Annotated in this window: 26 protein-coding genes; 11 read left to right on the top strand and 15 right to left on the bottom strand. The window is 63.1% G+C overall.

The genetic code is table 11. The annotated features are described in order from the left end of the window. Positions 1-23: 23 nt before the first annotated feature. Together V6M89_RS09615 and V6M89_RS09610 are read right to left on the bottom strand one after the other, a co-directional pair. Entirely contained in the window at positions 24-431 is a 408-nt protein-coding gene (locus V6M89_RS09615) for a response regulator (protein ID WP_332852979.1), read from the bottom strand. 61 nt (positions 432-492) lie between these two features. After that, on the bottom strand, positions 493-645 hold the full coding sequence (locus V6M89_RS09610; RefSeq protein WP_116991613.1) for a rubredoxin: 153 nt from the start codon (positions 643-645) through the stop codon (positions 493-495). Between the two features lie 96 nt (positions 646-741). Between V6M89_RS09610 and thiD the strand changes: the two genes are divergently transcribed. Together thiD and hemL are read left to right on the top strand one after the other, a co-directional pair. Further along, positions 742-1,590, top strand: coding sequence for a bifunctional hydroxymethylpyrimidine kinase/phosphomethylpyrimidine kinase (gene thiD, locus V6M89_RS09605; RefSeq protein WP_332852978.1), 849 nt, complete (start codon positions 742-744; stop codon positions 1,588-1,590). 16 nt (positions 1,591-1,606) lie between these two features. Next, positions 1,607-2,899, top strand: coding sequence for a glutamate-1-semialdehyde 2,1-aminomutase (gene hemL / locus V6M89_RS09600; protein ID WP_332852977.1), 1,293 nt, complete (start codon positions 1,607-1,609; stop codon positions 2,897-2,899). Positions 2,900-3,012: 113 nt separating this feature from the next. Here the strand turns inward: hemL and V6M89_RS09595 are convergent, their stop codons facing one another. Further along, positions 3,013-4,323 carry an ABC transporter ATP-binding protein gene (locus V6M89_RS09595; RefSeq protein ID WP_332852976.1) on the bottom strand — a complete coding sequence of 437 codons (1,311 nt, stop codon included), beginning with the start codon at positions 4,321-4,323 and terminating at the stop codon, positions 3,013-3,015. A 15-nt stretch (positions 4,324-4,338) separates the two neighbouring features. Further along, positions 4,339-6,069 (bottom strand): ABC transporter permease, encoded by a 1,731-nt coding sequence (locus tag V6M89_RS09590; protein WP_332852975.1) that lies wholly within the window; start codon positions 6,067-6,069, stop codon positions 4,339-4,341. Positions 6,070-6,241: 172 nt separating this feature from the next. On the opposite strand from V6M89_RS09590, the gene V6M89_RS09585 reads away from it, so the two are divergent. Further along, positions 6,242-6,745, top strand: a complete 504-nt coding sequence (locus tag V6M89_RS09585) for a hypothetical protein (protein ID WP_332852974.1) — start codon at positions 6,242-6,244, stop codon at positions 6,743-6,745. Between the two features lie 16 nt (positions 6,746-6,761). Here V6M89_RS09585 and corA read toward each other — a convergent pair whose 3' ends face one another. The 9 genes from corA to mpl all read right to left on the bottom strand — a co-directional run bounded on the left by corA (position 6,762) and on the right by mpl (position 15,350). Further along, on the bottom strand, positions 6,762-7,727 hold the full coding sequence (gene corA, locus V6M89_RS09580) for a magnesium/cobalt transporter CorA (protein ID WP_217940965.1): 966 nt from the start codon (positions 7,725-7,727) through the stop codon (positions 6,762-6,764). A gap of 81 nt (positions 7,728-7,808) precedes the next feature. Continuing rightward, the gene (locus V6M89_RS09575) at positions 7,809-8,210 is read right to left on the bottom strand and encodes a DUF4124 domain-containing protein (RefSeq protein WP_332852973.1); all 402 of its coding nucleotides are present in this window, start codon (positions 8,208-8,210) and stop codon (positions 7,809-7,811) included. Between the two features lie 9 nt (positions 8,211-8,219). Further along, complete coding sequence (gene mtgA / locus V6M89_RS09570) at positions 8,220-8,927, bottom strand: monofunctional biosynthetic peptidoglycan transglycosylase (RefSeq protein ID WP_332852972.1); 708 nt, start codon at positions 8,925-8,927, stop codon at positions 8,220-8,222. Continuing rightward, positions 8,924-9,742: a shikimate dehydrogenase gene (aroE, locus tag V6M89_RS09565; protein ID WP_332852971.1), complete on the bottom strand. Its 819-nt coding sequence runs from the start codon at positions 9,740-9,742 to the stop codon at positions 8,924-8,926. The genes mtgA and aroE overlap by 4 nt, the downstream gene beginning before the upstream one ends. Further along, complete coding sequence (locus V6M89_RS09560; RefSeq protein ID WP_332853033.1) at positions 9,742-10,575, bottom strand: TonB family protein; 834 nt, start codon at positions 10,573-10,575, stop codon at positions 9,742-9,744. Before V6M89_RS09560 ends, aroE begins: the two co-directional genes overlap by 1 nt. 194 nt (positions 10,576-10,769) lie before the next feature. Then, entirely contained in the window at positions 10,770-12,797 is a 2,028-nt protein-coding gene (locus tag V6M89_RS09555; protein ID WP_332852970.1) for a ribonuclease catalytic domain-containing protein, read from the bottom strand. Positions 12,798-12,799: 2 nt separating this feature from the next. Continuing rightward, the gene (locus V6M89_RS09550; protein WP_332852969.1) at positions 12,800-13,393 is read right to left on the bottom strand and encodes a chorismate--pyruvate lyase family protein; all 594 of its coding nucleotides are present in this window, start codon (positions 13,391-13,393) and stop codon (positions 12,800-12,802) included. Next, positions 13,390-13,968: a YqiA/YcfP family alpha/beta fold hydrolase gene (locus V6M89_RS09545; protein ID WP_332852968.1), complete on the bottom strand. Its 579-nt coding sequence runs from the start codon at positions 13,966-13,968 to the stop codon at positions 13,390-13,392. Before V6M89_RS09545 ends, V6M89_RS09550 begins: the two co-directional genes overlap by 4 nt. Next, the gene (gene mpl, locus V6M89_RS09540; RefSeq protein WP_332852967.1) at positions 13,965-15,350 is read right to left on the bottom strand and encodes a UDP-N-acetylmuramate:L-alanyl-gamma-D-glutamyl-meso-diaminopimelate ligase; all 1,386 of its coding nucleotides are present in this window, start codon (positions 15,348-15,350) and stop codon (positions 13,965-13,967) included. The genes V6M89_RS09545 and mpl overlap by 4 nt, the downstream gene beginning before the upstream one ends. A gap of 78 nt (positions 15,351-15,428) precedes the next feature. On the opposite strand from mpl, the gene V6M89_RS09535 reads away from it, so the two are divergent. The 8 genes from V6M89_RS09535 to V6M89_RS09500 all read left to right on the top strand — a co-directional run bounded on the left by V6M89_RS09535 (position 15,429) and on the right by V6M89_RS09500 (position 22,587). After that, the gene (locus tag V6M89_RS09535) at positions 15,429-16,070 is read left to right on the top strand and encodes a hypothetical protein (RefSeq protein ID WP_332852966.1); all 642 of its coding nucleotides are present in this window, start codon (positions 15,429-15,431) and stop codon (positions 16,068-16,070) included. Then, on the top strand, positions 16,067-16,615 hold the full coding sequence (locus V6M89_RS09530; RefSeq protein ID WP_332852965.1) for a TlpA family protein disulfide reductase: 549 nt from the start codon (positions 16,067-16,069) through the stop codon (positions 16,613-16,615). Before V6M89_RS09535 ends, V6M89_RS09530 begins: the two co-directional genes overlap by 4 nt. Before the next feature lie 83 nt (positions 16,616-16,698). Beyond that, on the top strand, positions 16,699-17,136 hold the full coding sequence (gene aroQ / locus V6M89_RS09525; protein WP_020701157.1) for a type II 3-dehydroquinate dehydratase: 438 nt from the start codon (positions 16,699-16,701) through the stop codon (positions 17,134-17,136). Positions 17,137-17,225: 89 nt separating this feature from the next. After that, on the top strand, positions 17,226-17,690 hold the full coding sequence (accB, locus tag V6M89_RS09520) for an acetyl-CoA carboxylase biotin carboxyl carrier protein (protein WP_332852964.1): 465 nt from the start codon (positions 17,226-17,228) through the stop codon (positions 17,688-17,690). Between the two features lie 111 nt (positions 17,691-17,801). After that, positions 17,802-19,187 (top strand): acetyl-CoA carboxylase biotin carboxylase subunit, encoded by a 1,386-nt coding sequence (gene accC, locus V6M89_RS09515; RefSeq protein WP_116991630.1) that lies wholly within the window; start codon positions 17,802-17,804, stop codon positions 19,185-19,187. Further along, positions 19,187-20,119: a 50S ribosomal protein L11 methyltransferase gene (gene prmA, locus V6M89_RS09510; RefSeq protein WP_332852963.1), complete on the top strand. Its 933-nt coding sequence runs from the start codon at positions 19,187-19,189 to the stop codon at positions 20,117-20,119. Before accC ends, prmA begins: the two co-directional genes overlap by 1 nt. Before the next feature lie 8 nt (positions 20,120-20,127). Beyond that, the gene (locus tag V6M89_RS09505; protein WP_332852962.1) at positions 20,128-21,639 is read left to right on the top strand and encodes a DUF3426 domain-containing protein; all 1,512 of its coding nucleotides are present in this window, start codon (positions 20,128-20,130) and stop codon (positions 21,637-21,639) included. Positions 21,640-21,648: 9 nt separating this feature from the next. Further along, complete coding sequence (locus V6M89_RS09500; RefSeq protein ID WP_332852961.1) at positions 21,649-22,587, top strand: carbohydrate kinase family protein; 939 nt, start codon at positions 21,649-21,651, stop codon at positions 22,585-22,587. Positions 22,588-22,726: 139 nt separating this feature from the next. On the opposite strand, the gene V6M89_RS09495 is transcribed toward V6M89_RS09500, so the two are convergent. Then, positions 22,727-23,257 carry a YggT family protein gene (locus V6M89_RS09495; protein WP_301546345.1) on the bottom strand — a complete coding sequence of 177 codons (531 nt, stop codon included), beginning with the start codon at positions 23,255-23,257 and terminating at the stop codon, positions 22,727-22,729. An 80-nt stretch (positions 23,258-23,337) separates the two neighbouring features. Continuing rightward, complete coding sequence (locus V6M89_RS09490; RefSeq protein WP_332852960.1) at positions 23,338-24,330, bottom strand: hypothetical protein; 993 nt, start codon at positions 24,328-24,330, stop codon at positions 23,338-23,340. Positions 24,331-24,903 lie beyond the last annotated feature (573 nt).

Here is a 24,903-nt window from a genome sequence, read left to right as displayed (position 1 = left end):
CTGAAGCTTAGTTATTCTCTTAGTTATTCTTGTGCGGAGACGCCGCCGGTGTGCTCGCGCACCGCTGCCAGCAGGCTGTCTTTGGTAAATGGTTTGGTGAGGTAGGCCGCCGAGCCGACCATGGCGCCGCGCGCGCGGTCGAACAAGCCGTCCTTGGACGACAGCATCAGCACCGGCGTGGCGTGGAATTTGGCGCTTTTCTTGATCAGTGCGCAGGTCTGGTAGCCGTCGAGGCGCGGCATCAGGATGTCGCAAAAGACCAGCGCCGGATGATGGTCGTTGATCTTGGCCAGCGCGTCGAATCCATCCTCGGCCAGCACCACCTGGTAGCCGGCCTGGGTCAGGAAGATCTCGGCCGAACGACGTATCGTGCTGCTATCGTCGATCACCATGATTTTCAGGGCATTAGCGTGCGGCGTGGTCGTCGTCATAGTCGATTCGCTGGAATGGTGGCTACACCATAGCATAGCCGGGAGGCGGCCGGCGCGGGTATCAGATGGCTACCATCTCGAAATCGTCCTTGCGGGCGCCGCATTCCGGGCAGCTCCAGTTCATCGGCACGTCGGCCCAACGGGTGCCGGCGGCGATGCCTTCGTCCGGCAAGCCGGCTTGTTCGTCGTAGATCCAGCCACAGATCAGGCACATCCAAGTCTGGAACTCCTGCGTTGTTTCATTGCTACTCACGTTCTGCCACCCTTCAATCAAGTAAAATGCTGAATTAGGTATCTTAATCTACCCGCCGTGCAAAACCAAACATCTCCTCTCATATTAAGCTTCGGCGCCGCCGATCCGGCCGGCGCGATTGGCGTCCAGGCCGACCTGGCTGCATTTTCCGCCCTCTCCTGCACCGGCCTGGCGGTGACCACCGCGTTGCTGATCGGCGACAGTGCCCGCGTCGAAGACGCGCAGGACATCGATGCCGACTGGGTTTCCGACCAGGCCCGCGTGATCCTGGAAGACATGACCATGGCCGCCTTCAAGGTCGGCGCGTTGAATAATGTCGAGCAGGTGGCGGCCATCGCCGAGATCCTGTCCGACTATCCCGATGCGCCGCTGATCCTCGATCCGTTCAGCTCCCGCCTGCCCGATCCGGCCGACGCCGACGAAGTCGAGGAGCTGCTGACGGCATTGCGCCAGCTGCTGGTGCCGCAGGCGACGCTGCTGATGCTGTCGCAGGTGGAGCTGGGCCGGCTGGCCGAAACCTGGCGCGAAGGCGCCGAGGACACCATGGAATCGGACGTCGAGCATTTGCTGGCCCTGGGCTGCGAATTCGTGCTCGTCACAGGCACCCACGCCGGCTCGCAGCAGGGCGAAACGGCCGCGCCGAACACGCTGGCCAACACCCTGTTCGGCGCCGACGGCGTGATCAGCCACGACGCCTGGCAGCATATGCCCGGTCCATTCCTCGGCGCCGGCGGCACGCTGTCGGCGGCGATCACCGCCTTCATGGCGCGCGGCAGCGACGTGCCGGACGCGGTCAAGGCGGCGCAGGAGTACACCATCGGCGCGCTGGCGCACGCCCAGCGCTACGGCATGGGCAAGTTCATACCTAACCGTTTCTTCCACATGCAGCAGGCTTTACCAACTTGATATTGAAGATGCCATCATGACCACGATTTCCAAAAACGACCAGTTATTCGAACGCGCCCAGAAAACCACGCCCGGCGGCGTCAACTCGCCGGTGCGCGCCTTCCGTTCGGTGGGCGGCACGCCGCGCTTCATCACCCGCGCCGAAGGCCCGTACTTCTGGGACGCGGACGACAAGCGCTACATCGACTACATCGGCTCCTGGGGCCCGGCCATCGTCGGCCACGCGCATCCGGTGGTGGTGAAGGCGGTGCAGGAAGCGGCCGCGCGCGGCCTGTCGTTCGGCGCGCCGACCGAAGGCGAGATCCTGATGGCCGAAGAAATCTGCCGCCTGGTGCCGTCGATCGAGCAGGTGCGCCTGGTCTCGTCGGGCACCGAGGCGACCATGAGCGCACTGCGCCTGGCGCGCGGCGCCACGGGCCGCGACAAGATCATCAAGTTCGAGGGCTGCTACCACGGCCACGCGGATTCGCTGCTGGTCAAGGCGGGCAGCGGCCTGCTCACCTTCGGCAATCCGACGTCGGCCGGCGTGCCGGAGGACTTCGTCAAGCACACGCTGGTGCTGGACTATAACAACGTGCAGCAGCTGGAAGAGGCGTTCGCCTCGTTCGGCGACGAAATCGCCTGCGTGATCGTCGAGCCGGTGGCCGGCAATATGAACCTGATCAAGGCCAGCGAGGCCTTCCTGAAATCGATGCGCGCGCTGTGCACCAAGCACGGTTCCGTGCTGATCTTCGACGAAGTGATGTGCGGTTTCCGCGTGGCGCTGGGCGGCGCGCAGCAGCTGTACGGCATCAAGCCGGACCTGACGGCGCTGGGCAAGGTGATCGGCGGCGGCCTGCCGGTGGCGGCTTTCGGCGGCAGCGCTGAGCTGATGAGCAAAATGGCGCCGCTGGGCGCCGTGTACCAGGCTGGCACCTTGTCGGGCAATCCGGTGGCGGTGGCGGCGGGCATGACGACCCTGAAGATCATCCAGGAGCCGGGCTTCTACGAGAAACTGAGCGCGACGGCTGCGCGCCTGGCGGCCGGCTTGACCAAGGCGGCCAAGGATGCGGGCATCGTATTCTGCGCCGACGCGGTGGGCGGCATGTTCGGCCTGTACTTCAGCGAGACGCCGCCGAACAACTACGCCGAAATGATGGCCGGCGACCGCGCGCGCTTCAATGTGTTCTTCCACGCGATGCTGGATGAAGGCGTGTACTTCGCGCCGGCCGCGTTCGAGGCGGGCTTCGTCTCGGCGCAGCACAGCGACGCGGTGATCGACGAAACCATCGCCGCCGCCGCCCGCGTGTTCAAGAAACTGGCCGCCTAACCCTAAGACGAAGGGGTCTGGGGAGGGCTGCGCCCGCATCTCGCAGTGCGAGATGCCCCCGCCGGGGTCAGACCCCGGCCAACGCAGTGCGGGGTGCGGCGGTGCCGCAAGTTTTACGCTTCGTCTTCCTCGTCCTCTTCGGACTGCTGGATCACGCCGGTGTTGAAGTTGTATTCGAACAGGTCGCCGTAACGGCCCCACTCGATGGCGACGCGCAGTGCGCGTTCCGCTTCTTCTTCGCTGAGCGTGAAGCGCAGCAGCTTGAGGAACAGCTCCTCCGGCAAGTCGCCCGACTTGTCCTGCTGCAGGCCGTGGCAGATGTAGGCGATCAGCGGCACATGCTCCAACAGCTGCTTGCCGAAGATATCCTGCCGCTCCGTGTTGCTGGCCGCCGCGTACCTGCCGCCCAAATCAGTCAGCAAAATATCGCCGTTGGTCAGGTAGGCAAAGCCCAGCAATATCAAGCCGTTCAACACTTCCAGCAGCTCGGCGTCGGTCAGCTCCGTTTCTTCGGCCAGCTGCGGCAGGTCGGCGCGGCCGGAGAACGGTTCTTCGGACAACAACTCCAGGATACCTTCCATGTGCGCGATGTCGGCCTGCGGCAGGCGGTCGCCCAATTGCAGCTTGACCTCCTTCTCGCTGATCAGGCCACGGCGGCCGGCGCCGGCGGTCATCAGCTCATACACCTTGTCGATCAGCTGGCGCACTTCCGGCCCTTCGGCCTTGCGCGGCTGCGGCAGAGAAATCGGCAGCTCGGCGCGCACGCGGCCAGGATCGCTGGCGAAGATCAACACGCGGTCGGCCATCATCACCGCTTCCTCGATGTTGTGCGACACCACCAGGATCGCCTTGGTCGGGATCTGGCCCGACTGCCACAACTCCAGGATTTCTTCGCGCAGGCGCTCGCCGGTCAGCACGTCCAGCGCGGAAAACGCTTCGTCCATCAGCAGCACTTCCGGCTCCATCACCAGCGCGCGGGCGATGCCGACGCGCTGGCGCATGCCGCCCGACAGCTCGCGCGGCAGCGCGCCTTCAAAGCCGGACAGGCCGATCAAATCGATCACCTTTTCGGCGCGCTCGGCGCGCTCCTCGGCCGGCATGCCTTGCGCCTCCAGCCCCAGCTCGACGTTCTTCTGCACCGTCAGCCACGGGAACAGCGCGAACGACTGAAACACCATGCGGATACCGCGCGCCGTGCCGTACAACGGCATGCCGCGATACAGCACCTGGCCTTCATCGGCCTGGATCAACCCCGCCATGATGCGCAACATGGTCGATTTGCCGGAACCCGATTGGCCCAGCAGCGCGACGATCTCGCCTTCGTGCAGCGTGAAGTCCACGCCTTCCAGCACCGAGCGCGCGGAGCCGTCGGCGCCGCGAAAATGCTTGCCGACCGATTTCAATTCGACGATAGGAGTGCTCATAATTCGATCTCAATACTAGAAATGCAGCCGGCTCTCGGCCATGGTGTACAGGCGGCGCCACACGAAGTGGTTGAAGCCCATGACGAAGATGCACATGACGCCTATGCCCAGCGCGATGCGCGGGAAATCGCCGGCGGTGGTCATCTCCTGGATGTAGCTGCCGATGCCGTGCGCCTTCAGCGTGGTCGGGCCCCAGCTCACATACTCGGCCACGATGCTGGCGTTCCAAGAGCCGCCGGTGGCGGTGATGGCGCCGGTGACGAAGCTGGGGAAGATCGCCGGCAGCAGGTAGCGCCGCCATTTCAGCCAGCCGGTCAGGCCGAAGTTCTTGGCGGCGTGACGCAGCTCGGTCGGAATGGTGGAGGCGCCGGCGATCACGTTGAACAGCAAATACCACTGGGTGCCGAGTATCATCAGCGGCGACAGCCAGATGTCCGGGTTCAGGTTGTAGCGCACGATCAGCACCACCGCCACCGGGAACACCAGGTTGGTCGGGAAGGCCGCGAGGAACTGCGCCACCGCCTGCGTGCGCGACGCCCAGCGCGGGTTCATGCCGATCCACACGCCGACCGGCACCCACACCAAGGCGGCCAGCGCCAGCAACAGGATCACGCGCGCCAGCGTGTACAGGCCAAGCACGAACACATGCCCCACTTCGGCCCAGCCGACTTCCGTGCTGATGAAGTGGCCCAGGCTCCACAAGGCGTAGAACACCACGGCGGCGATCACCGCATCCCACACGCGCTGCGGCACCAGCGAGGGCTGGTCGCGGCGGGCGCGGATCGAAGTACCGTCGTGGCCCAGTCGGAACAGGGCGATGGAACGCGACAGCAGGTTGCCGAACCATTCCACCATGGCCTGCGTGCGCTCGGTGCGGCGCAGCCAGGTGAGCAGCCAGGATTGCTGTGCGGTGTCGCTGCCGGTTTCCTCGAAGCGGAACTTGTCGGCCCATGCCAGCAAGGGGCGGAAGAACAGCTGGTCGTACATCAGCACCCCGACCAGCATGGTGAGGATGGCCCAGCCGATGGCGCCCATGTCGCTCTTGGCGATGGCCATGGCGATATAGGAGCCGATGCCGGGCAGCTTGATGTCCTGGCCGGAGACCGAAATCGCTTCCGACGCCACCACGAAGAACCAGCCGCCGGACATCGACATCATCATGTTCCACAACAGGCCGGGCATGGCGAACGGCAGCTCCAGGCGCCAGAAACGCTGCCAGCCGGAGAGCTGGAACACGCGCGCCGCTTCCGACAATTCGGCCGGCACGGTGCGGAAGCCCTGGTAGGCGGAGAACGCCATATTCCAGGCTTGCGAGGTGAAGATAGCGAAGATCGCCGCGCACTCCACGCCCAGCAGGCTGCCGGGAAAGAAGGCGATGAAGGCGGTGACGGTGATCGACAGGAAGCCCAGGATGGGGATCGATTGCAGGATGTCGAGCATCGGCACCAGCACTTTTTCGGCCAGCCGGTATTTGGTGGTGAGGGCGGCGAACACGCAACTGAACACCACCGACGCGCCCAGCGCGATGAACATGCGCAGCGTGGTGCGCAGCAGGTAGTAAGGCAGATAAGTCGGGTCCAGCGACATGGGCAGCGTCTGGCCCAGCTCGTACGGGCGGACCATTTGCTGGCTGCCGTAGGCCAGCAGGACGAACAGCGCCAGCACGATGGGCAGCAGCGCCCAGTCCCAGCGATTGCCGCCAGCCTCGACCACCTGACGGGGGAAAAATTGCCGTTTTTTGCTCATTCTTTGTGCTTTCTTCGGCCAGAATAACCGATGCGGGTGACCGGAGAGTGACACAGGCCGCCATTCTAAGGGATAACTTATGCGAAATTAATTACGGTCGTGAAAGTTGGTGACTATTTACGGCCCTTGTAAGGCGCATAATTGTGTGACTTTCGGAATAATATTGCGCGTTATGAAATTGATTGCTGAAAAACGGTCCAAGACCGACAAATATGATGTTTTGCGCTTCGTGCGCAACAACGGCAGCTGCACCGACACGGTGATGCCGCGCCAGGGCATATTGCCGCACGATCTGTTGCACTACGTGGTGGAATCGGCCTTGCCGCTGCGGCACGGCTTCCTCAGCCTGCTGGCGCGCGGCGCGGATGCGCAGTTCGTCATGGAAGCGGTGCACGACGCCTCCAACAAGGATGTGGAGACCGAGGCGGTGCAGGCGGAAGCGATCGTCGAGGGGCTGCAGGCGCAGTTGTGGTCGGGCGCGTTCGACGAGGAAGCCTTCCTGGCCGGCGCCGCCTCCGCCTGCACGGCGCGCGACAAGCAGCCTTTCGACTTCGGCAAGATCGGCATCGACATCAAGGCGGCCCTGTACGACCGCGCGCTGTCGCTGAACGAAAAATGGATTTCGGCGCCCTACTTCAGCACCCTGTCGCTGGAATTCAGCCCGCAGCCGGTGTAGCGCTGAAGCTTGGGATTTACTTCAACCAGCCACGGCGGCGGAAGTACCAGAACGGGGCGATCGCGCTGGTGATCATCAGCGCGATGGCGAACGGGTAGCCGAGCTGCCATTCCAGCTCCGGCAGCCACTTGAAGTTCATGCCGTAGATCGAGGCGATCAGGGTCGGCGGCAGGAAGGCTACGCTGGCCACCGAGAAGATCTTGATGATCTTGTTCTGGTTGATGTTGATGAAGCCGACCGTGGCGTCCATCAGGAAGTTGATCTTGTCGAACAGGAAGGACGTGTGGCCGTCCAGCGATTCGATGTCCCGCAGAATCTGGCGCGCTTCCTCGAACTGTTCCGAATTCAGCAAGCGCCCGCGCATCAGGAAGCTGACCGCGCGCCGCGTATCCATCATGTTGCGGCGGATGCGGCCGTTCAAGTCTTCCTCGTGGGCGATGGCATTCAGCGCGGCGGCCGCGTCCTGGTCGGTGAACTCTTCCTGCAGCACGCGGCCGCTGACTTCTTCCAGGTTCTGGTAAATGCCTTCCAGCGCGTCGGCCGAGTATTCGGCGTCGGTCGCGTACAGGTCCAGCAGCACGTCCATGTAGTCGGCGATCGAGCCGGGCCGCGAGCGGGCGCGCATGCGCACCAGGCGGAACACCGGCAAATCGTCGGTGTGCACCGAGAACAGCATCTTGCGCGCCAGGATGAAGGCCACCGTGACGATGCGCGACGGGCCGTCCTCTTCTTCCAGCAAGAAGTCGGTGCGCAGGTGCAGGTCGCCGTTTTCCGCCTCGTAGTAGCGGGCCGACGCTTCGATGTCCTTGACTTCGTCCTCGCCCGGCAAGGTCACGCCGTAGATGGTCTTGACCCATGCGCGTTCGTCGTCCGTCGGGTCGGTCAGGTCGACCCAGACCGGCTCGACCTGTTCCAGGTCTGCGCGACTGTCGATGGGCACCTGGTTGAGCCGGCCATTCTGGAGAACGAAAACATTAATCATGGGTACGCGAGCCTTCTGGAAACAGCGCAAGTGTACCCGCAAAGCCCCTGCCGAGGCCAGCCTGCCATGCGGTTTTTCGGCCTAGCGGGTCGCTTTTTCTATCATTTTGTCGGTGGCCGACTGCGGGGCTGCGTCGGCCGGGTCCGGCTTGGGTACTTTGGGCGCTTCGATGCCGCGCGTATCGATGGCCTTGACCACCTTGCCGTCCTTGCAGTCCACGTCCGACAGCACGGTTTTGCCGTCGATAACGCACTTGCGCAGCACGCCGGCCGGGGCCGCCGGAACCGCAGACGCAGCCGTGGCCGCTGCGGCGGCCGAGGCCGACGCGGCCGCCGGCGCCTGGCCGGTCAGCTTGGCCAGTCCTTCGGTGAAGAAATTGCGCTCATGGCGGGCCGACATCAAAAACGCCATCGCAATCGCCGCCAGCGAGGCCATGACTATGGCCACCTGTATCAATCCGAGTCCACGCTGCTTGCTTAACATCGCTGCCTCCTAGGGTAATTCCGCCGATCCCATGCGGCGCAGGATCACGCCGGTGCGCCGCGCCAGATAGCCCGAATCGCGGTGCTTGTCGAAGAAGCGCGGATTGGGCAACATCACCGCCAGCTTGGCCGCCTGGGCCGCGCCCAGGTTGGCCGCGCTGACGCCATAATAATGCCGCGCCGCCGCCTCGGCGCCGAAAGTGCCGGTGCCGAACTCCACCACGTTCAGGTAGATCTCGAAGATGCGCTCCTTGTCCATCAAGGTTTCCAGCATGTAGGTGATGATCAGCTCCTGCCCCTTGCGCACATAGCTGCGCGAGCCGGACAGGAACAGGTTCTTGGCCAGTTGCTGGGTGATGGTCGAGCCGCCCGACACCACCTTGTGTTTCTTGTTGTTCTTCTCGTAGGCCTTTTGCAGCGCCTCCCAGTCGACGCCCTCGTGCTCGGAGAAATTGGCGTCCTCGGAGGCGATGATGGCGCGCTTGAGGTTGTTCGAAATGCGGTTGTACGGCACCCACATCTGCTGGATGTTGGCGTCCGGGTTCTTCTCGCGCAGCACCGAGCGCTGCTCGCGCATGAAGCTGGTCGTCGACGGATTATGGTCGACCCACCACCAGATCTGCAGGAAGAAGTACAGCTGCACGACCAGCACCAGCAAGACCGGCAGGATGAAGATCCACTTCACCCAGCGCCATTTGCCCGCCTTGGCCGCGCTCACAGCTTGGCCCGCAGCGATTGCAGTACTTCCGCTGTGGCCGGCTGCACGCCGCGCCACAGGCTGAAGGCCTCGGCGGCCTGCTCGGCCAGCATGCCCAGGCCGTCGCGCAAGCGTGCGCCGTGCTGGCCGGCGAACTGCAAGAATACCGTGGGGGAGGCGCCGTACATCATGTCGTAAGCAAGCGAACCTGGAGCAAATACCGACGCCGGCACCGGCGGCAGCTCGGCGCTCAGGCTGGCCGAGGTGGCGTTGATGACGATGTCGAACGCGCCTTCGATCTCGCCGTAGCCGCAGGCAGACACCACGCCCTCGCCGCCCAGCGCGGCAAACTGTTCCACCAGCGCCTCGGCCGTGGCCACGGTGCGGTTGGCGATGACCAGCTGCGCCGGACGATGTTCCAGGATGGGCAGCACCACGCCGCGCGCGGCGCCGCCGGCGCCCAGCAACAGCACGCGCTTGCCGATGATTTGCACGCCGGCGTTGTTGACGATGTCCGCCACCAGTCCCGCGCCGTCGGTGTTGTCGCCGACGATGCCGTCTTCGGTGAAGTGCAGCGTGTTGACGGCGCCGGCCGCGCGGGCGCGGATCGTCAACGCCTGCGCCACCTTCACCGCCTCCAGCTTGAACGGCACGGTGACGTTGGCGCCCTTGCCGCCCTCGGCGATGAAGGCTTGCACGGCGGCGGCAAAACCGTCCACCGGCGCCAGCCGTTTTTCGTAGGTCAGTTCCTGCCCGGTCTGCGCAGCGAATGCGGCATGGATCTCGGGTGATTTGCTATGGGCAATCGGATTGCCGAATACGCAGTAGCGGTCCATCAACGTCCTCCGCCGCTTAAGTCGGCTTGTAGTTTGTCTTCGCGGGTGAATTTGAAAGTCGTGACGATCACCCACAGATCGTCTTTTTCGTTCGACAGCATGTTCGGCGGGAACTTGCCGAACGGCGCGGCGCGGCGCACGATGTTCATCGCCGCCTCGTCCAGCGCCTGGTTGCCGGAGCTGCGGTCGACCTTGATGCCGCCGTCCCGCTCGTAAATCGTGCCGTCCTGGAACACCGGGATCGACAGCACCAGCTGGCCGTACAGCTTGCGGCCGTTCTGTTGCGGGAAGTTCAGCGTACCGATGTCTTCGATCCGCTTCTGGATCGATTTGTAGTACATCGCATAGCCCACCCCGCGCGTGCTCGGCGTGATGAAGGTCTTCTTCGGGCGCTTGTTCTGGTCGTCGATGGTTTCGCTGATCTCGGCTGCGCGGCGGGCGATGGCCTTGCTGGCGTCCAGCAGGTCGGCGCCGGTCGGCAGCGGATCGGGCTTGCTCTTTTCCGTCACCGGCGGCGCGGTGAACGGGGTCTGCCTGGCCGCCTGCGTCAGCAGGTTCTTCTGCAGTTCTTCCAGCTCGGCGATGCGGCGCTTGGCGGCCTTGATGCTGTCGCCGGTTTCCATCTTGCGCATGTCGGGCATGGGCGATTTGGAGCGGCCCTTGTCGACGGTGCCGCCGCCGTCCAGGTTGGCCTGGGCCAGCGCGTCGGCCTTCAGCGGCGCCTTGCTGTGCTTGGCGTTGACCAGTATCACTTCCAACCCCGGATCGGTGGCTTGCACCGGCGTCGGTTTGGGCGCGACAAAGTGCACCGCGAGCAAGGCGCCATGCGCCATCAGCGAGAGGCCGATGGCGAGGTACAGCAAGCGATTTTCTTTGAAAGACTTCACGCGAGGCCGGGGTAGAAAAGTTAGGGCTGATTTTACGTCAAAGCGAATGCGGGGCTGGAGGTTTTTGCCTGCGAACCCCGGCGGCTGTCGCCGTTTGGGGTCAGACCCCGTACGGGGTCTGACCCCGGTTTGGCTCCGGGTTACTCAGCAGCGGGCTCCTCGGCGGCGGCCTCGACCGCCACTTCCGGCGCATCCACCGCTTCTTCCGGCGTATCGCCCGCGTCCTCTTCCTCGTAGTCCAGCTCGGCATCGGCGGCCACCGTTTCGGTGGTCGGGATTTCCAGGATGCGGGCTTCGATGGTCAGGTCCACTTCGTCCCAGCGCAGGATGTCCAGCTTGACCTGCGCGCCGCGCGCCACTTGCGGCATGCCCGGCAGGCGGATGATCAGCGGAATATCGACCAGGCGCAGCACCTCGTCCTTCAGCACCACGGCCTCGACCTGGCGCGCCTCCTGCTGGCCCAGCCAGCGCAGGCACCAGTAGCGTTCCATGTTCGACTGGTGATCGCCGTAGGCCGCGTAAGCCGCGTCGAACTGCGACACGATCGCGAACAGGTTGGCGTCCTTGTGCTTGAAGTGCGCGACCAGCGGCGCGGTCACGCCGTGCTCGGCGCAGGCCAGGATCTGCCACTGGTTGACCAGGTCGGTATAGCGGCGCAGCGGCGAAGTGCTCCATGCGTACTGGTCCACGCCCAGGCCCTGGTGCGGCGCCGCATGGGTCAGCATGCGCACCTGCATCTTGGCGGCCCAGCCACCCACGCCCTGGCCCTGGCTGCGGTAGATGCCCGGCACGCCATGGTCGTGCATCAACTTGCCCCAGGTGCTGTTGGCGAAGATCATCAACTCGGCGACGATCTTGTCCAGCGGCGCGCCGCGCTTGCGGCGGCTGACCGTGACCACGTCGTCTTCCACGTAGAAGTTGAAGTCCACGCGATTGTTCTGTTCCGGCTTCAAGCCGAAGCCTTCACGCTTGACCATGCGCGCCGCTTCCAGCACTTGCGCCCATTGCCAGATCAGGCCCAGCGATTCCTTGTGCGGATAGTCGCCCTCGCCGCTGGCCAGCGTTTCCTCGTTGACCAGGTCGTCGAGGTCGTTGTGGCGCAGGTTGTTCGCGATCGGCACCATCTCGGCGCGGGTCTCGGTGGCGAGCACCGACCAGTCGGCCGGGTTCAGGGTGGCGTACAGCGACAGCGCCGGGCAGGTCTTGCCTTCGGCCAGCGTGAACGCTTCGACGATGGAGTCCGGCAGCATGGTGATCTTATCGCCAGGCATGTACACGGTGGACATGCGCGCACGCGCCATCTTGTCGACCGCGTCGTCCGGCTGTATGCCCAGGCCAGGCGCGGCGATGTGGATGCCGATCTTGATGTTGCCGTCGTCCAGCTTGGTGACGGAGAAGGCGTCGTCGATCTCGGTGGTGGTGACATCGTCGATCGAGAACGCTTGCACATTGGCCAGCGGCAGCTTGGTCGGCGCCACCGGCACCGGCACGTCCGGGAAGCCGGCGCCGCGCGGGAAATTCTCGAACAGGAACTTGGCCATGTGCAGCGCCTTCGGCGAGGCCACGCCGCCGGCCGCCAGCATCAGCCGCTGCGGATTGGTGTGCAGCTCGTTACAGGCAGCTTCCAGCGCCTTGTATTCGATCGAATTCTTGTCCGGCTTGAACAGCAGCTGCATGACGATGTTCTGCATCGAGGCCGGCAGCTTGTTGGCCTTCAGCTCTTCGACGTACTCGGCCTGCACCAGCGCCTGCTGTTTCTTTTTCTCGATGCCGGCTTGGGCGGCGCGCAGCGATTGCTCGGGCGCGGCCTTGTAGCGGCCTCGGCCTTTTTTGTAGAAGTAGATCGGCGCCGAATGCAGGCTCAGGATCAGGCCGGCGGCTTCGGCCGGCAGCGGCGCGTGGCCGAAGTATTCCGCGCCCAGCTCGGCGAAACCGAATTCCTCTTCGCCCGCGACTTCCCAGAGGAAGTCGAGGTCGATGTCGGCCGCGACCGCCTTGGCCTGTTCCATCAAATCCGTCGGCGACGGCTTCTCGTACTGCAGCAGCACGTCCTTGATCTTGACCTTGGTGCGCTTGCCGCTGGCCATCTCAACCTGATAGGCCTCGCCCGCTTGCGACATCATGGAGCCGACCTTGAAATCGCCGGATTCTTCGAAAAATAGATTCATTGCTAGCTTCTGTTCGTTGTTATTAGTTTCAATTCCAGCACGGAAGGCAGAAACACTTCCGTGACCAGCAGAGTACCCTGACGGCGCCGATATAGACAGCGCCGTGCATATAATATGAGTTCTTGCGGACCATCCAACCCGAGCGCCTTGCGCGCGCGCTGCGCCAGGGGATGTCCTTCCCGCAATCTTGCAAATTCCAAAACACCGCGCCGCACTTGCGGGTCGCCAAACAAGGTCGATCCCAGCGAGCGCTCGCCCAGTGCGCTGAACAATGGCCAGTCCGTGGCCGTGGCCGACATCGGCACCACCGTGTGCGCGAACACCACAGGCGTATTATCACACCGCAGCAGCACTTCCCTCTCCCAGACGCGGCCGGGCCTGTGCATGCCGATCGACACCGCCTCGTCCGTCAGACAGCGCGCCGTGGTTTGATGCAGGCACTGCACGCGGAACGCCCGGCTATGATCCTTCAACTTGGCGGTCAGCGAACCGTCGGCCGTCAGCCACTGGCGGTAGGCGTGCGGCGCATTCAGCGCCAGCACATGCGGCTGCCATTGCGTCTGCCGCAGTGAAGCACCACGCGTGGAGGCCGTCACTGCCTGGCCTCGATACCGCAAAACTCCAGCACAGACTCCACATAGTCGGGGAACTCCGAAATGGCATGGTCGCTGCCCTCGATGACCAGCTGGCGTGCGCCCGCATAGTGCGCCACCATGTCGCGATAGTCCAGCACTTCGTCGCCGGTCGCGGCGATCAGGAAGTAGCGCTCCTGGCGCGTGACCGGGTTGACGGCCAATGCGCGCAGTTCCTCGATGTATTCGCGCTTGAACTCGAACGGCTCGTCGGAATGGTATTGCGTGGTCACGCCGACATGCTTGTCCAGGTCCTTGAGCGGCACGATGGCCGGATTCAGCAACGCGGCGCGGCAGCCGATGCGCTCGGCCAACCAGGTGGCGTAGTAGCCGCCCAGCGAAGAACCGACGATGGTCAGCTCGCTGGCGGGGATGCCCTCTATTAAAGAGAGCGCCAATTCCATCGCCAGCTTCGGCGAGGCCGGCAGCTGCGGGCAGATGAACTGCGCCGACAAACCCAGCGCCGCCATGCGCTCGCCCATCACGCGCGCCTTCATCGATTTCGGCGACGAGCGGAATCCGTGCAGATAAAGAATCATCGCGCCAGCGCTTCCAGGATCTTGTTGTGCACGCCGCCGAAGCCGCCGTTGCTCATCACGAGGATCTGGTCGCCCGGCTGCGCGGCCTTGACGATGGCGGCGACCAGCACGTCGATGTCTTCATAGGCGCTGGCGACCTGGCCCAGCGGCGCCAATGCATCGCCCAGGCTCCAGCCCAGCGCCTGCTGGCTGCCGAAGCCGAACACCAGGTCGGCGTCGGACAGGCTGCCCGGCAGCGCATCCTTCATCGCGCCCAGCTTCATGGTGTTGGAGCGCGGCTCCAGCACTGCCAGGATGCGGGCTTCCGCCTTGGCGGGGCCTACACTTTTAAGTTTTTGCCTCAGGCCGCCGACGGTGGTGGCGATGGCGGTCGGATGGTGGGCGAAATCGTCATAAACAGTAATATCGTTTACCACGCCGCGCACTTCCATGCGGCGCTTGACGTTCTCGAAGGTGGCCAGCGACTTGGCCGCCTGCGCCACCGGCACGCCGACGTGGCGGGCGGCGGCGATCGCAGCCAGCGCGTTGGCGCGGTTATGCTTGCCGGTCAGGCTCCACTCCACGCGGCCGGCCACTTCGCCGCCGAAGATCACGTCGAAGCTGCCGTCATCGTATTCGTTCATCGCCCAATCGGCGCCTTCAGTGCGGCCGAAGCTTTCCTTCTCGCTCCAGCAGCCGCGTTTGAGCACACGTTGCAGCGCAGGCTCGTCGGCGTTGAAGACTACGCGGCCGATGCCGGGCACGGTGCGCACCAGGTGGTGGAATTGGGTTTCGATCGCGCCCAGATCGGGGAAAATGTCGGCGTGATCGTATTCCAGGTTGTTCAGGATCGCGGTCTTGGCGTGGTAGTGCACGAACTTGCTGCGCTTGTCGAAGAAGGCGGTGTCGTACTCGTCGGCTTCGATGACGAAGAAGATCGAATCCTTATCGCCCTGCATGCGGGCCGAAACGCCGAAGTTCATCGGCACGCCGCCGATCAGGAAGCCGGGCGCGTAGCCGGCGTCTTCCAGGATCCAGGTCAGCATGGCCGAGGTGGTGGTCTTGCCGTGCGTGCCGGCCACGGCCAATACCCATTTGTCTTTTAATATGTGGTCGCCGATCCATTGCGGCCCGGAGACGAACGGCAGGCCGCGATTCATGATCTCTTCGATCAGCGGATTGCCGCGCGAAACGACGTTGCCGATCACGTACAGGTCGGGGTTGAGCTGCACCTGCTCCGGGCCGAAGCCCTGTATCAGTTCTATGCCCTGGGCTTCCAGCTGGGTGCTCATGGGCGGATACACGTTGGCGTCGCAGCCCGTCACGCGGTGGCCCGCTTCTTTAGCCAGAACAGCCAGGCCGCCCATAAAGGTGCCGCAAATACCGAGGATATGAATATGCATAGTGATCAAGACGACGAATGAATACGGGATTTTACCCGACCCGACGCCCTTTTCCCGGTTAAGAGTATTATCTCGTCCATGACGCCGAATGTTATCGAAGAAGTCCTGCTGCTGCGTGCGGAGATCGCCGCGGCCGCCGCACGCCTGATCGCCCAGGATGGCCTCGACTACAACGCGGCCAAGCGCAAGGCCGCCAAGCAGATCCTCGGCGACACCCAGCCGCCGCCCAACCTGCTGCCGGACAACGCCCAGATCGAGGCGGAAGTGCGGATCTACCAGTCGCTATTCCATGCCGACACCCAGCCCGCCCGCCTGTTCCGGCTGCGCACGCTGGCGGTCGACATCATGGACGGCCTGGCCGCCTTCCATCCCTACCTGACCGGCGCCGTATTAAATGGCACGGCCGGCCCGCACGACGACATCCACTTGCAGCTGTTCGCCGACAGCGCCAAGGAAGTGGAGATCTTCCTGCTGAACCGTAATTTACAAATCGACATCTCCGAGACGCCGCACTTCAAGGGCCCGCGCCACGGCTCGGTCGAAACGGTCAGCTTCATGTGGCACAAGGAAGGCGTACATGCCGCCTTATATGAGCTGGACGATTTGCGCGGCGCCGTTAAAACCCGCGGCGACGGCAAATTGATGCGCGCCGATATCGCCGCCGTACGCGCCCTACTAGTTAACAGTACTCACGATAACCCTGATCAATCTCAACCATGAACCAAAAACACCTCGCAGCCTACGTTGTTGTCGCTTTGCTATTCGCCGCCTCCGGCGCCTATGTCGGATTAAATAAACAACCGCCGGCGCCTCCACTGACCACCACCCAGCCGGCCGGCATCACCGGTCCGGTGGATGCCTTATATAAGCAGTCCCTGCCGGACGCAAAAGGCGTATCGCAGTCGCTGGCCCAATATAAAGGCAAGGCCATGCTGGTCAATTTCTGGGCTCCGTGGTGCGGTCCCTGCGTGCAGGAGATGCCGGAGCTGTCGGCGCTGGCCGCCGGAGAAGAGGGTAAGAAGCTGCAAGTTATCGGAATTGGTATCGATTCGCCAACAAATATCGCCGAATTTAGCGACAAGTTCAAAATCAGCTATCCAGTCTTCGTGGCTGGCATGGCCGGCACCGACCTCTCGCGCTCGTTCGGCAACGGCGGCGGCGGCCTTCCCTACACGGTGTTGATCGGCGCCGACGGCCAGGTCAAGAAGACCTATCTGGGCCGTCTGAAGTTTGACGAGCTGCGCAAGGACCTCGCAACTCTGTAAATAGTTTTACAAGTTTTTTTCTCTTGCCAATGCCGGCGGTTGGCGGCAAAATGCGGAACTTTCGCGGAAAACGGTCCTGAACCATGGCAAAAAACCTCCTACTGCTCAACGGTCCCAACCTGAATTTACTGGGTAGCCGTGAGCCTGAGGTCTACGGCGCTAGCACTTTGGCCGACATCGAACACGCTGCCCAGGCACAAGCCCAAGCAGCGGGCGCGAGCTTGTCCTGCTTCCAGAGCAACCACGAAGGGGCGCTGATCGACCGCATCCATGCCGCCAGAGCGGAAGGCGTGGACGCCATCGTCATCAACCCGGGCGGCCTGACGCATACCAGCGTGGCCTTGCGCGACGCCCTGGCGGGCGTGGCGATACCGTTTGTTGAAGTGCATATTTCGAATATTTACCAGCGCGAGTCGTTTCGACACCACTCATTTCTTAGCGCGATCGCTATAGGTACTATTTGCGGACTGGGTATCGAAGGATATCGGTTTGCCATCGACTTCGTTCTTAAAAAGCGATAATCTACGCGATCTGCGCGCAATTTCGCGCGGCTCCGCTCAAAAAGCGCTGCCGTTCACACTTACATAACAAAGACATTCCTGGGGGTTACATGGATTTACGCAAGCTGAAGACCTTGATTGATTTGGTCGCAGAATCGGATATCGCCGAACTCGAAGTGACCGAAGGCGAAAGCAAAGTACGCATCGTCAAGTCGTCCGCACTGCCGCAAAACCAGATGGTGATGATGCAGCCGCAAGGCATGCCGCAATACCACGCCGCCCCGGCGCAAGCCGCCGCGCCAGCCGCCGCTCCGGTGACCGCAGTCGCCGCCGAGCCGACCGGCCACGTGGTCAAGTCGCCGATGGTCGGCACCTTCTACCGTTCGTCCGCACCTGGCTCGCCGGCGTTTGTCGAAGTGGGCGCCGTGGTCAAGGAAGGCGACACCCTGTGCATCATCGAAGCGATGAAGCTGCTGAACGAAATCGACGCCGACAAGTCCGGCACGATCACCCAGATCCTGGTCGAGAACGGCCAACCGGTCGAATTCGGTCAACCGCTGTTTGTGATAGGCTAAGACCGGCCTGCGCCCTCCCCATCGGTGACGGGCGCGCCGGCTTGGTCCGCATTCCCTCCTCTACCTGACGTTACCGGCTTGCCGGTGCTCACAGACATACGCGAACCTATCATGTTTGAAAAAATCCTCATTGCCAACCGTGGCGAAATCGCCCTCCGTATCCAGCGCGCTTGCCGCGAACTGGGCATCAAAACGGTTGTGGTCCACTCGGAAGCAGACAAAGACGCCAAATACGTGAAGTTGGCGGATGAATCGGTGTGTATCGGTCCAGCACCGTCGACGCTCAGCTACCTGAACATGCCAGCCATCATCAGCGCCGCCGAAGTGACGGACGCCGAAGCGATCCACCCGGGCTATGGCTTCCTGTCGGAAAACGCCGACTTCGCCGAACGCGTGGAAAAATCCGGCTTCGTCTTCATCGGCCCCCGCTCGGAATCGATCCGCATCATGGGCGACAAGGTCTCGGCCAAGCAAACCATGATCAAGGCCGGCGTGCCGTGCGTGCCAGGTTCGGAAGGCGCTTTGCCGGATGATCCTAAGGCGATCGTGCAAATTGCGCGCAAGGTCGGCTACCCGGTCATCATCAAGGCGGCTGGCGGCGGCGGTGGCCGCGGCATGCGCGTGGTGCATACCGAAGCCGCGCTGATCAACGCCGTGGCGATGACCAAGACCGAAGCGGGCACCGCCTTCGGCAATCCGGAAGTCTACATGGAGAAGTACCTGGAAAATCCGCGTCACGTGGAAATCCAGATCCTGGCCGACGAACACAAAAACGCCGTCTGGCTGGGCGAACGCGACTGCTCGATGCAGCGCCGCCACCAGAAGGTCATCGAAGAGGCGCCGGCGCCGGGCATCCCGCGCAAGCTGATCGAAAAAGTCGGCGACCGCTGCGCCGAAGCCTGCCGCAAGATCGGCTACCGTGGCGCCGGCACCTTCGAGTTCCTGTATGAGAACGGCGAGTTCTACTTCATCGAGATGAACACCCGCGTGCAGGTTGAACACCCGGTCACCGAAATGATCACCGGCATCGACATCGTGCAGGAACAGATCCGCATCGCCGCCGGCGAGAAGCTGCGCTTCCGCCAGCGCGACGTGATGCTGTCCGGCCACGCCGTCGAGTGCCGCATCAACGCCGAAGACCCGTTCAAGTTCACGCCGTCGCCAGGCCGCATCACGTCCTGGCACGTGCCGGGCGGCCCGGGCGTGCGCGTCGACTCGCACGCTTATGCGGGGTATTATGTACCGCCGCACTACGATTCGATGATCGGCAAGGTGATCACTTACGGCGCCACCCGCGAGCAGGCGATCCGCCGCATGCAGATCGCGCTGTCGGAAATGGTGGTCGAGGGCATCCAGACCAACATCCCGCTGCACCGCGAGCTGATGGTCGACGCCCGTTTCATCGAAGGCGGCACCAACATCCACTACCTGGAACAAAAGCTGGCAGACATGCCAGACCTGCATAAACTGAGTTTGAGTAACAAGGCGCCACAATAATGAGCTGGACTGAAATCGTCATCGAAATCGCCCGCGACCACGCGGAAGCACTGTCGGAAGCCCTGATGGACGTGGGCGCACTGTCGGTGTCCGTGGAAGACGCGGACGAAGGCACCGACGCGGAAAAACCGCTGTTCGGCGAGCCGGGCATGGAACCGACTGAAGCGGCATGGGATCACAGCCGCGTAGTCGCCCTGACCAACGAAGACGACGACCAGGCCGTGATCGTGGCCGCCGCTGCCGGACAGGTCGGCTTGACCACCTTGCCGAAGTTCACCACCCGCAAGGTGGAAGAGCAGGACTGGGTGCGTTTGACCCAGTCGCAGTTCGCGCCCATCCACATCGGCAAGAACATCTGGGTCGTGCCGAGCTGGCACGAAGCGCCGGACCCTGACGGCCTGATCCTGGAACTGGATCCGGGCCTGGCCTTCGGCACCGGCTCGCACCCGACCACCCGTCTGTGCATGGAGTGGCTGGAAGCGAATCCGGCGCCGGGCAAGACCGTGCTCGACTACGGTTGTGGCTCCGGCATCCTGGCCATGGTGGCCAAGAAGGTTGGCGCCGGCGAAGTGGTCGGCGTGGACATCGATCCGCAGGCGATCGAATCGGCGGCCGACAATGCAGAGCGCAACAAGTGCGAGATCGAGTACTTCCTGCCGGACACCTTCGCGCAATCGAAGCATGCGACGCAGCGTTTCGACATCGTGGTCGCCAACATCCTGTCCAGCCCGCTGAAGCTGATGGCGCCTATGCTGTCGGGCCGCGTGGCCGACGGCGGCGCGCTGATCCTGTCCGGCGTGCTGGCGCGCCAGGCTGAGGAAGTGGCCGCTGCCTACGCCCCGTTCATCAAGCTGGGCGTGTGGGCTGAGCAAGACGGCTGGGTGGCGCTGCACGGCCGCCTCGGCAGCGATGTGGTTCCAGCGGCGCGCTAACCACAGCAATGGCGCTCGCCACCAAATGCCCCCACTGCAACACGATATTTCGGGTCGCCCATGACCAGTTGAAATTACGTGGGGGCATAGTGCGCTGTGGCTCCTGTAATGAAGTCTTTGACGGCAACGCGGCCCTGCTGGAGCCGCTCGCCGCAGCGCCCCAAGCGCCCGCATCCTCCCCTGCCCCACTGCCTGAAACCACGCCCTTCGACCAGAAGATGGCCGCGCTGGACACCCGCGCCGCCGAAGTGCTGGGCAGCGAATCCGCAGAACCGATTTACACGCTTGAGCTCGATACCGCGATGGACGCGGTCGAAGCGGCTGAGGCAGTCGAGCAAGCCGATGCACCCGCCGCTATCGAGGCCGAAGCGCTGGCCGACGCCGCCCTGCCCTACGACGACGACGGCCGCTACGACGACGAACCGATCGCCACCAGCCCGCTGGCCTTGCCGGCCGAGCCGCCCAGCCTGCCACCCGCCGTGGAAGAAACGCTGGACCTCGATCTGGACGTGGAGCCGGACGCCGAGCCTGAACCTGCCGCCGAACCCGAGCCTGAACCCGAGCCTGCCGTAGCCGCCGTCCAGGAACCGCAGTGGGACGCCGAAGCCGACGCCGAGCCGCTTGAAAACGCGCTCAGCATCGAAGCCATGTCGGACGAAGAACTGGCAGCCGCGCTGGAAGCCGAACTGGCCGTCATCGAGCAGGACGCCGCCGAACCGGGCGCCGAGCCCGACGCCGCCCCCACCGCCTTCACCTCCATGCTGGCCGACGAACGCCGCGAGCCGACGCTGGACGCGGCACCGGCCACCATCGCCGCAACGTCCGTCAGCGAGGCCGAGCGCTTCAACGAACTCGAAGAAGTCGACGAGGAAGCACTGGTGCAGCTGTCCTCCGCCGGCCTGGCCGAGTCGCAGATCCAGGCCGTCCACGCGCACGCGCTGCTGCCGGACGAGCCCGCCACCGAAGAAGCCGCCGCCGACAACGACGACGACGACACCGAAGAACCCGGCTTCATCAAGCGCGACCGCCTGCGCCAGAAGTTCGGCAAGGCCGCGACCATCGCCATGAGCCTGGGCGCGCTGCTGCTGCTGGCCACCTTGGCGGCCCAGGGCCTGACCACCTTCCGCAACCAGATCGCCGCCGCGCTGCCGCCGCTCAAGCCGGCGCTGACTGCCGCCTGCAACGCGCTCGGCTGCAAGATCGAACTGCCGGCGCAGATCGACGACCTCGGCATCGAGCAGGGCGAACTGCAAACCCTGAGCGAGACCACCTTCTCCTTCACCACCCAGCTGCGCAACCAGAGCGCCACCGCGCAAGCCTGGCCGCACATCGAACTGGTGCTGGACGACGCCAGCGACAAGGCCGTGTTGCGCCGCGTGTTCACGCCGCGCGAATACCTGGGCGCCGACGTCGCGCTCGACAAAGGCTTTGCCCCGCACACCGAACAATCTGTCAAACTGTACTTCGAATTGAAGCAGCTGAAAGCATCCGGCTATCACATCGCAGTCTTCTATCCTTAAAGACCTATCATGACCCAGACCTCTTTGATTTGCGGCTCGATCGCAATCGACACCATCCTGCAATTCCCTGGCCGCTTCGACAGCATCCTGCTGGCCGACCAGCTGCACAAGGTCAACGTCTCCTTCCTGGCGCCGACCATGCGCACCGAGTTCGGCGGCTGCGCGCCCAACATCGCCTACAACCTGCAACTGCTGGGCGGCGAGCCGCGCATCGTCGGCGTCATGGGCCAGGACAATGCCGCCTACATGGAGCGCTTCCGCAAGCTGGGCCTGTCCACCGACAACATCCTGATCAAGCCGGAAGCCTACAACGCCCAGTGCTTCGTCACCGCCGACGAAGACAACAACCAGATCAACGCCTTCCACCCTGGCGCCATGTCGTACGCGCACGAGAACGACGTCGCCAAGGCCGGTCCTGCCGCGCTCGCCATCATCTCGCCGGACGGCCACCTGGGCATGAAGAAGCACGCCGCCGACCTGGCCAAGCTGCAGATCCCGTTCATCTTCGATCCGGGCCAGCAGCTGCCGATGTTCAACTGCGACGAGCTGATCGAGTTCATCGACAAGGCCACCTACGTCACCACCAACGACTATGAGATCGAACTGCTGATGGACCGCACCGGCCTGACCGTGCCGGACATCGCCGGCCGACTGGAAGCGCTGATCATCACGCGCGGCGAAAAGGGTTCGGAAATCTACACCGGCGGCAAGCGCATCGAGATCCCGGCCGTGCCGGTGGACGCGGCGATCGACCCGACCGGCTGCGGCGACGCCTACCGCGCCGGCCTGCTGTTCGGCATCACCAAGGGCTGGAAGTGGGAAACCACCGGCCGCCTGGCCAGCCTGCTGGGCGCGATCAAGATCGCCAGCAAGGGCGCGCAGAACCACCAGCTGACGGCAGCCGAGATCGCCGACCGCTTCGAAGCCGCCTTCGGCTACCGCTACTAACCCGCACGACGCGCTTTAGGGGTCTGACCCCGTACGGGGTCAGACCCCGGCCTCACCGGGTTAAAGCGCCGCTCAATCTGAGTGCGCATGAAAAAGGGCAGACCTCAACGGTCTGCCCTTCTGCTTTGAGAGGCGTTGGTCAGCGTCCGCTGAACAGCATGCCCAGCACCAGCAGCGCGATCTGCAGCAGGATCAGCGCCACCAGCAGCGACAAGTCCAGGTTGCCGACCAGCGGCACCACGCGGCGAATCGGCCGCAGCAGCGGCTCGTTGAGCGCGCGCACGAACGGCGCCAGCGGCGCATGCGGATTCACCCAGCTGAAGATCGCCTCGATCACCAGCAAGGCCATGAAGCCGTACAGTATCCATTCCAGGAAGCGCTGGAAGGCCATCAGCAGCACCAGCGGCGTGGTCCAGCCGGCCAGATACATCACCGAGGTGGCCAGCAGCACGATCAGGAAGGCCCCGATCAGGCTGGCCCAGTCATAGCCGCCCACGCCGGGCACGATGCGGCGCAGCGGGCGCACCAGCCAGTCCGACAGCTGGAAGGTAAATTGGGCCACCGATGCCGGTGGGCGGACACGGATCGCTTGCATCCAGAAACGTAACAATAAAGCCCCGCCCAACAGGGTGGCGATGGCGTCGACAATCAACTTAACGATACTAAGCACGAGTCCCCTCCAAAAAAAAGCCGCTGTGTGATTGTCTCACACAGCGGCCCATTGCCTCAGCAGGCATCGAAGCTATTTAATTAGCTAGGACGGGTGCTGGTTGGGAACGGCCATGCTGCGGCCGGTGCCAACACGGTTTTTGCTGCAGGAGCGGCGGCCGGAGCTGGAGCGGCTGGCTTGGCGACAGCTTCCTTCTTCGGTGCAGCAGCCTTTTTCGGCGCAGCTTTTTTCGCGGCTGGCTTGGCAGCAGGAGCGGCGGCTGCCACGACTGGAGCTGCGGCCGGAGCGGCTACCGGTTTAGCGGCGGCCTTCTTGGCGACTGGCTTTTTAGCAGCTGGCTTGGCAGCAGCTGCTTTAACCGGCTTTTTTGCTGCTGGCTTAGCCGCGGCCTTTGCAGCCGGTTTGGCTGCTGCTTTTACCACTGGTTTTTTGGCGACAGCTTTTTTAGCTGCTGGCTTGGCTGCTGCTTTCGCTGCTGGCTTGGCTGCCGGTTTGGCCGCGGCTTTTTTTGCTGCTGGTTTAGCGGCTACTTTTTTCGCTGCTGGCTTGGCTGCTGCTTTTTTTGCTGCTGGTTTAGCGGCGGCTTTTTTAGCTGCTGGCTTGGCGGCGGCCTTGGCGACGACTTTTTTAGCTGCTGGCTTGGCGGCGACTTTCTTCGCTGCTGGCTTGGCTGCTACTTTTTTCGCTGCTGGTTTCGCTGCTGCTTTAGCGACGACTTTTTTCGCTGCTGGTTTAGCTGCTACTTTTTTCGCTGCTGGCTTGGCTGCTGCTTTTTTCGCTGCTGGTTTAGCGGCTGGCTTGGCTGCTGCTTTTTTAGCGACTGGCTTGGCGACAGCTTTTTTCACTGCTGGTTTAGCTGCTGCTTTTGCTGCTGGCTTGGCTGCTGGTTTAGCGGCGGCTTTTTTCGCGACTGGCTTGGCAGCGGCTTTTTTCACAGCTGGTTTAGCGGCTGGTTTGGCGGCAGCTTTTGCTGCTGGCTTGGCGGCGGCTTTCGCTGCGACAGGCTTTTTCGCTGGGGCGGCGGCTTTAGCGGCCGGTTTCTTTGCTGCTGGTTTCTTTGCGGCTGTTGCCATTTTTAGTTCTCCTTCATCGGGGATGGGAAAAATTCATTACAAGATTTAAACCCGTCCGGCCCGGAATTAGGCCAGGCGAATTATTCATCGGCGCAAACGAACTACGGTTTGCGCTAATGAATTCGGCACCAGCTGAACTGCTGCAACCCCTCACGAGTGCAGCACTTCAGCCATTAACCTGGTCGCCGTCCGTGGCCGGTCGGCGCTCAGGTACAAATCTTGTTGCGACGTTTTGCGGGTGGTCGGGCGTGTACTCAGCTCCAGGGACCTACGTCGCTGACCTCCACCGTTTTCGTTTTCAAACAAAAAGCCGCCCAGCCTGAACCTAATCAGGCGAGACGGCTAAACAAAAACGGTGTGGTCTTGTGCATATCTGTGTGAATCTGTATCCCGTATCGCGATCATTTCTGCGGCGTGTGCGACGTCAAATTTCTGCACACTTCAAAACACGCATTTTCAATCTCGTAAAGTACACGAAAACCTTGTCGGTGCGCAACCAGCACGATAGATATTCACGCGCTTTTTTTCGCGTTAAGCGCTTCAACTCACATGCGCATGCCGATTCTGCATGCC

This window comes from Duganella sp. S19_KUP01_CR8 (assembly GCF_036688705.1).
Classification (GTDB): domain Bacteria; phylum Pseudomonadota; class Gammaproteobacteria; order Burkholderiales; family Burkholderiaceae_D; genus Rugamonas.
Note: the sequence above shows the minus strand (reverse complement) of the source record. Positions and strands in the feature narration are given on the sequence as shown.

Coding starts and splice junctions, on each gene's coding strand:
- V6M89_RS09590 (WP_332852975.1), bottom strand. CDS start 6,069: ATGAGCAAAAAACGGCAATTTTTCCCCCGTCAGGTGGTCGAGGCTGGC.
- accB (WP_332852964.1), top strand. CDS start 17,226: ATGGATTTACGCAAGCTGAAGACCTTGATTGATTTGGTCGCAGAATCG.
- V6M89_RS09585 (WP_332852974.1), top strand. CDS start 6,242: ATGAAATTGATTGCTGAAAAACGGTCCAAGACCGACAAATATGATGTT.
- accC (WP_116991630.1), top strand. CDS start 17,802: ATGTTTGAAAAAATCCTCATTGCCAACCGTGGCGAAATCGCCCTCCGT.
- V6M89_RS09595 (WP_332852976.1), bottom strand. CDS start 4,323: ATGAGCACTCCTATCGTCGAATTGAAATCGGTCGGCAAGCATTTTCGC.
- prmA (WP_332852963.1), top strand. CDS start 19,187: ATGAGCTGGACTGAAATCGTCATCGAAATCGCCCGCGACCACGCGGAA.
- V6M89_RS09615 (WP_332852979.1), bottom strand. CDS start 431: ATGACGACGACCACGCCGCACGCTAATGCCCTGAAAATCATGGTGATC.
- V6M89_RS09490 (WP_332852960.1), bottom strand. CDS start 24,330: ATGGCAACAGCCGCAAAGAAACCAGCAGCAAAGAAACCGGCCGCTAAA.
- V6M89_RS09610 (WP_116991613.1), bottom strand. CDS start 645: ATGTGCCTGATCTGTGGCTGGATCTACGACGAACAAGCCGGCTTGCCG.
- mpl (WP_332852967.1), bottom strand. CDS start 15,350: ATGCATATTCATATCCTCGGTATTTGCGGCACCTTTATGGGCGGCCTG.
- V6M89_RS09530 (WP_332852965.1), top strand. CDS start 16,067: ATGAACCAAAAACACCTCGCAGCCTACGTTGTTGTCGCTTTGCTATTC.
- V6M89_RS09500 (WP_332852961.1), top strand. CDS start 21,649: ATGACCCAGACCTCTTTGATTTGCGGCTCGATCGCAATCGACACCATC.
- V6M89_RS09535 (WP_332852966.1), top strand. CDS start 15,429: ATGACGCCGAATGTTATCGAAGAAGTCCTGCTGCTGCGTGCGGAGATC.
- V6M89_RS09560 (WP_332853033.1), bottom strand. CDS start 10,575: ATGGCGCATGGCGCCTTGCTCGCGGTGCACTTTGTCGCGCCCAAACCG.
- V6M89_RS09555 (WP_332852970.1), bottom strand. CDS start 12,797: ATGAATCTATTTTTCGAAGAATCCGGCGATTTCAAGGTCGGCTCCATG.
- aroQ (WP_020701157.1), top strand. CDS start 16,699: ATGGCAAAAAACCTCCTACTGCTCAACGGTCCCAACCTGAATTTACTG.
- V6M89_RS09545 (WP_332852968.1), bottom strand. CDS start 13,968: ATGATTCTTTATCTGCACGGATTCCGCTCGTCGCCGAAATCGATGAAG.
- corA (WP_217940965.1), bottom strand. CDS start 7,727: ATGATTAATGTTTTCGTTCTCCAGAATGGCCGGCTCAACCAGGTGCCC.
- V6M89_RS09575 (WP_332852973.1), bottom strand. CDS start 8,210: ATGTTAAGCAAGCAGCGTGGACTCGGATTGATACAGGTGGCCATAGTC.
- hemL (WP_332852977.1), top strand. CDS start 1,607: ATGACCACGATTTCCAAAAACGACCAGTTATTCGAACGCGCCCAGAAA.
- aroE (WP_332852971.1), bottom strand. CDS start 9,742: ATGGACCGCTACTGCGTATTCGGCAATCCGATTGCCCATAGCAAATCA.
- V6M89_RS09505 (WP_332852962.1), top strand. CDS start 20,128: ATGGCGCTCGCCACCAAATGCCCCCACTGCAACACGATATTTCGGGTC.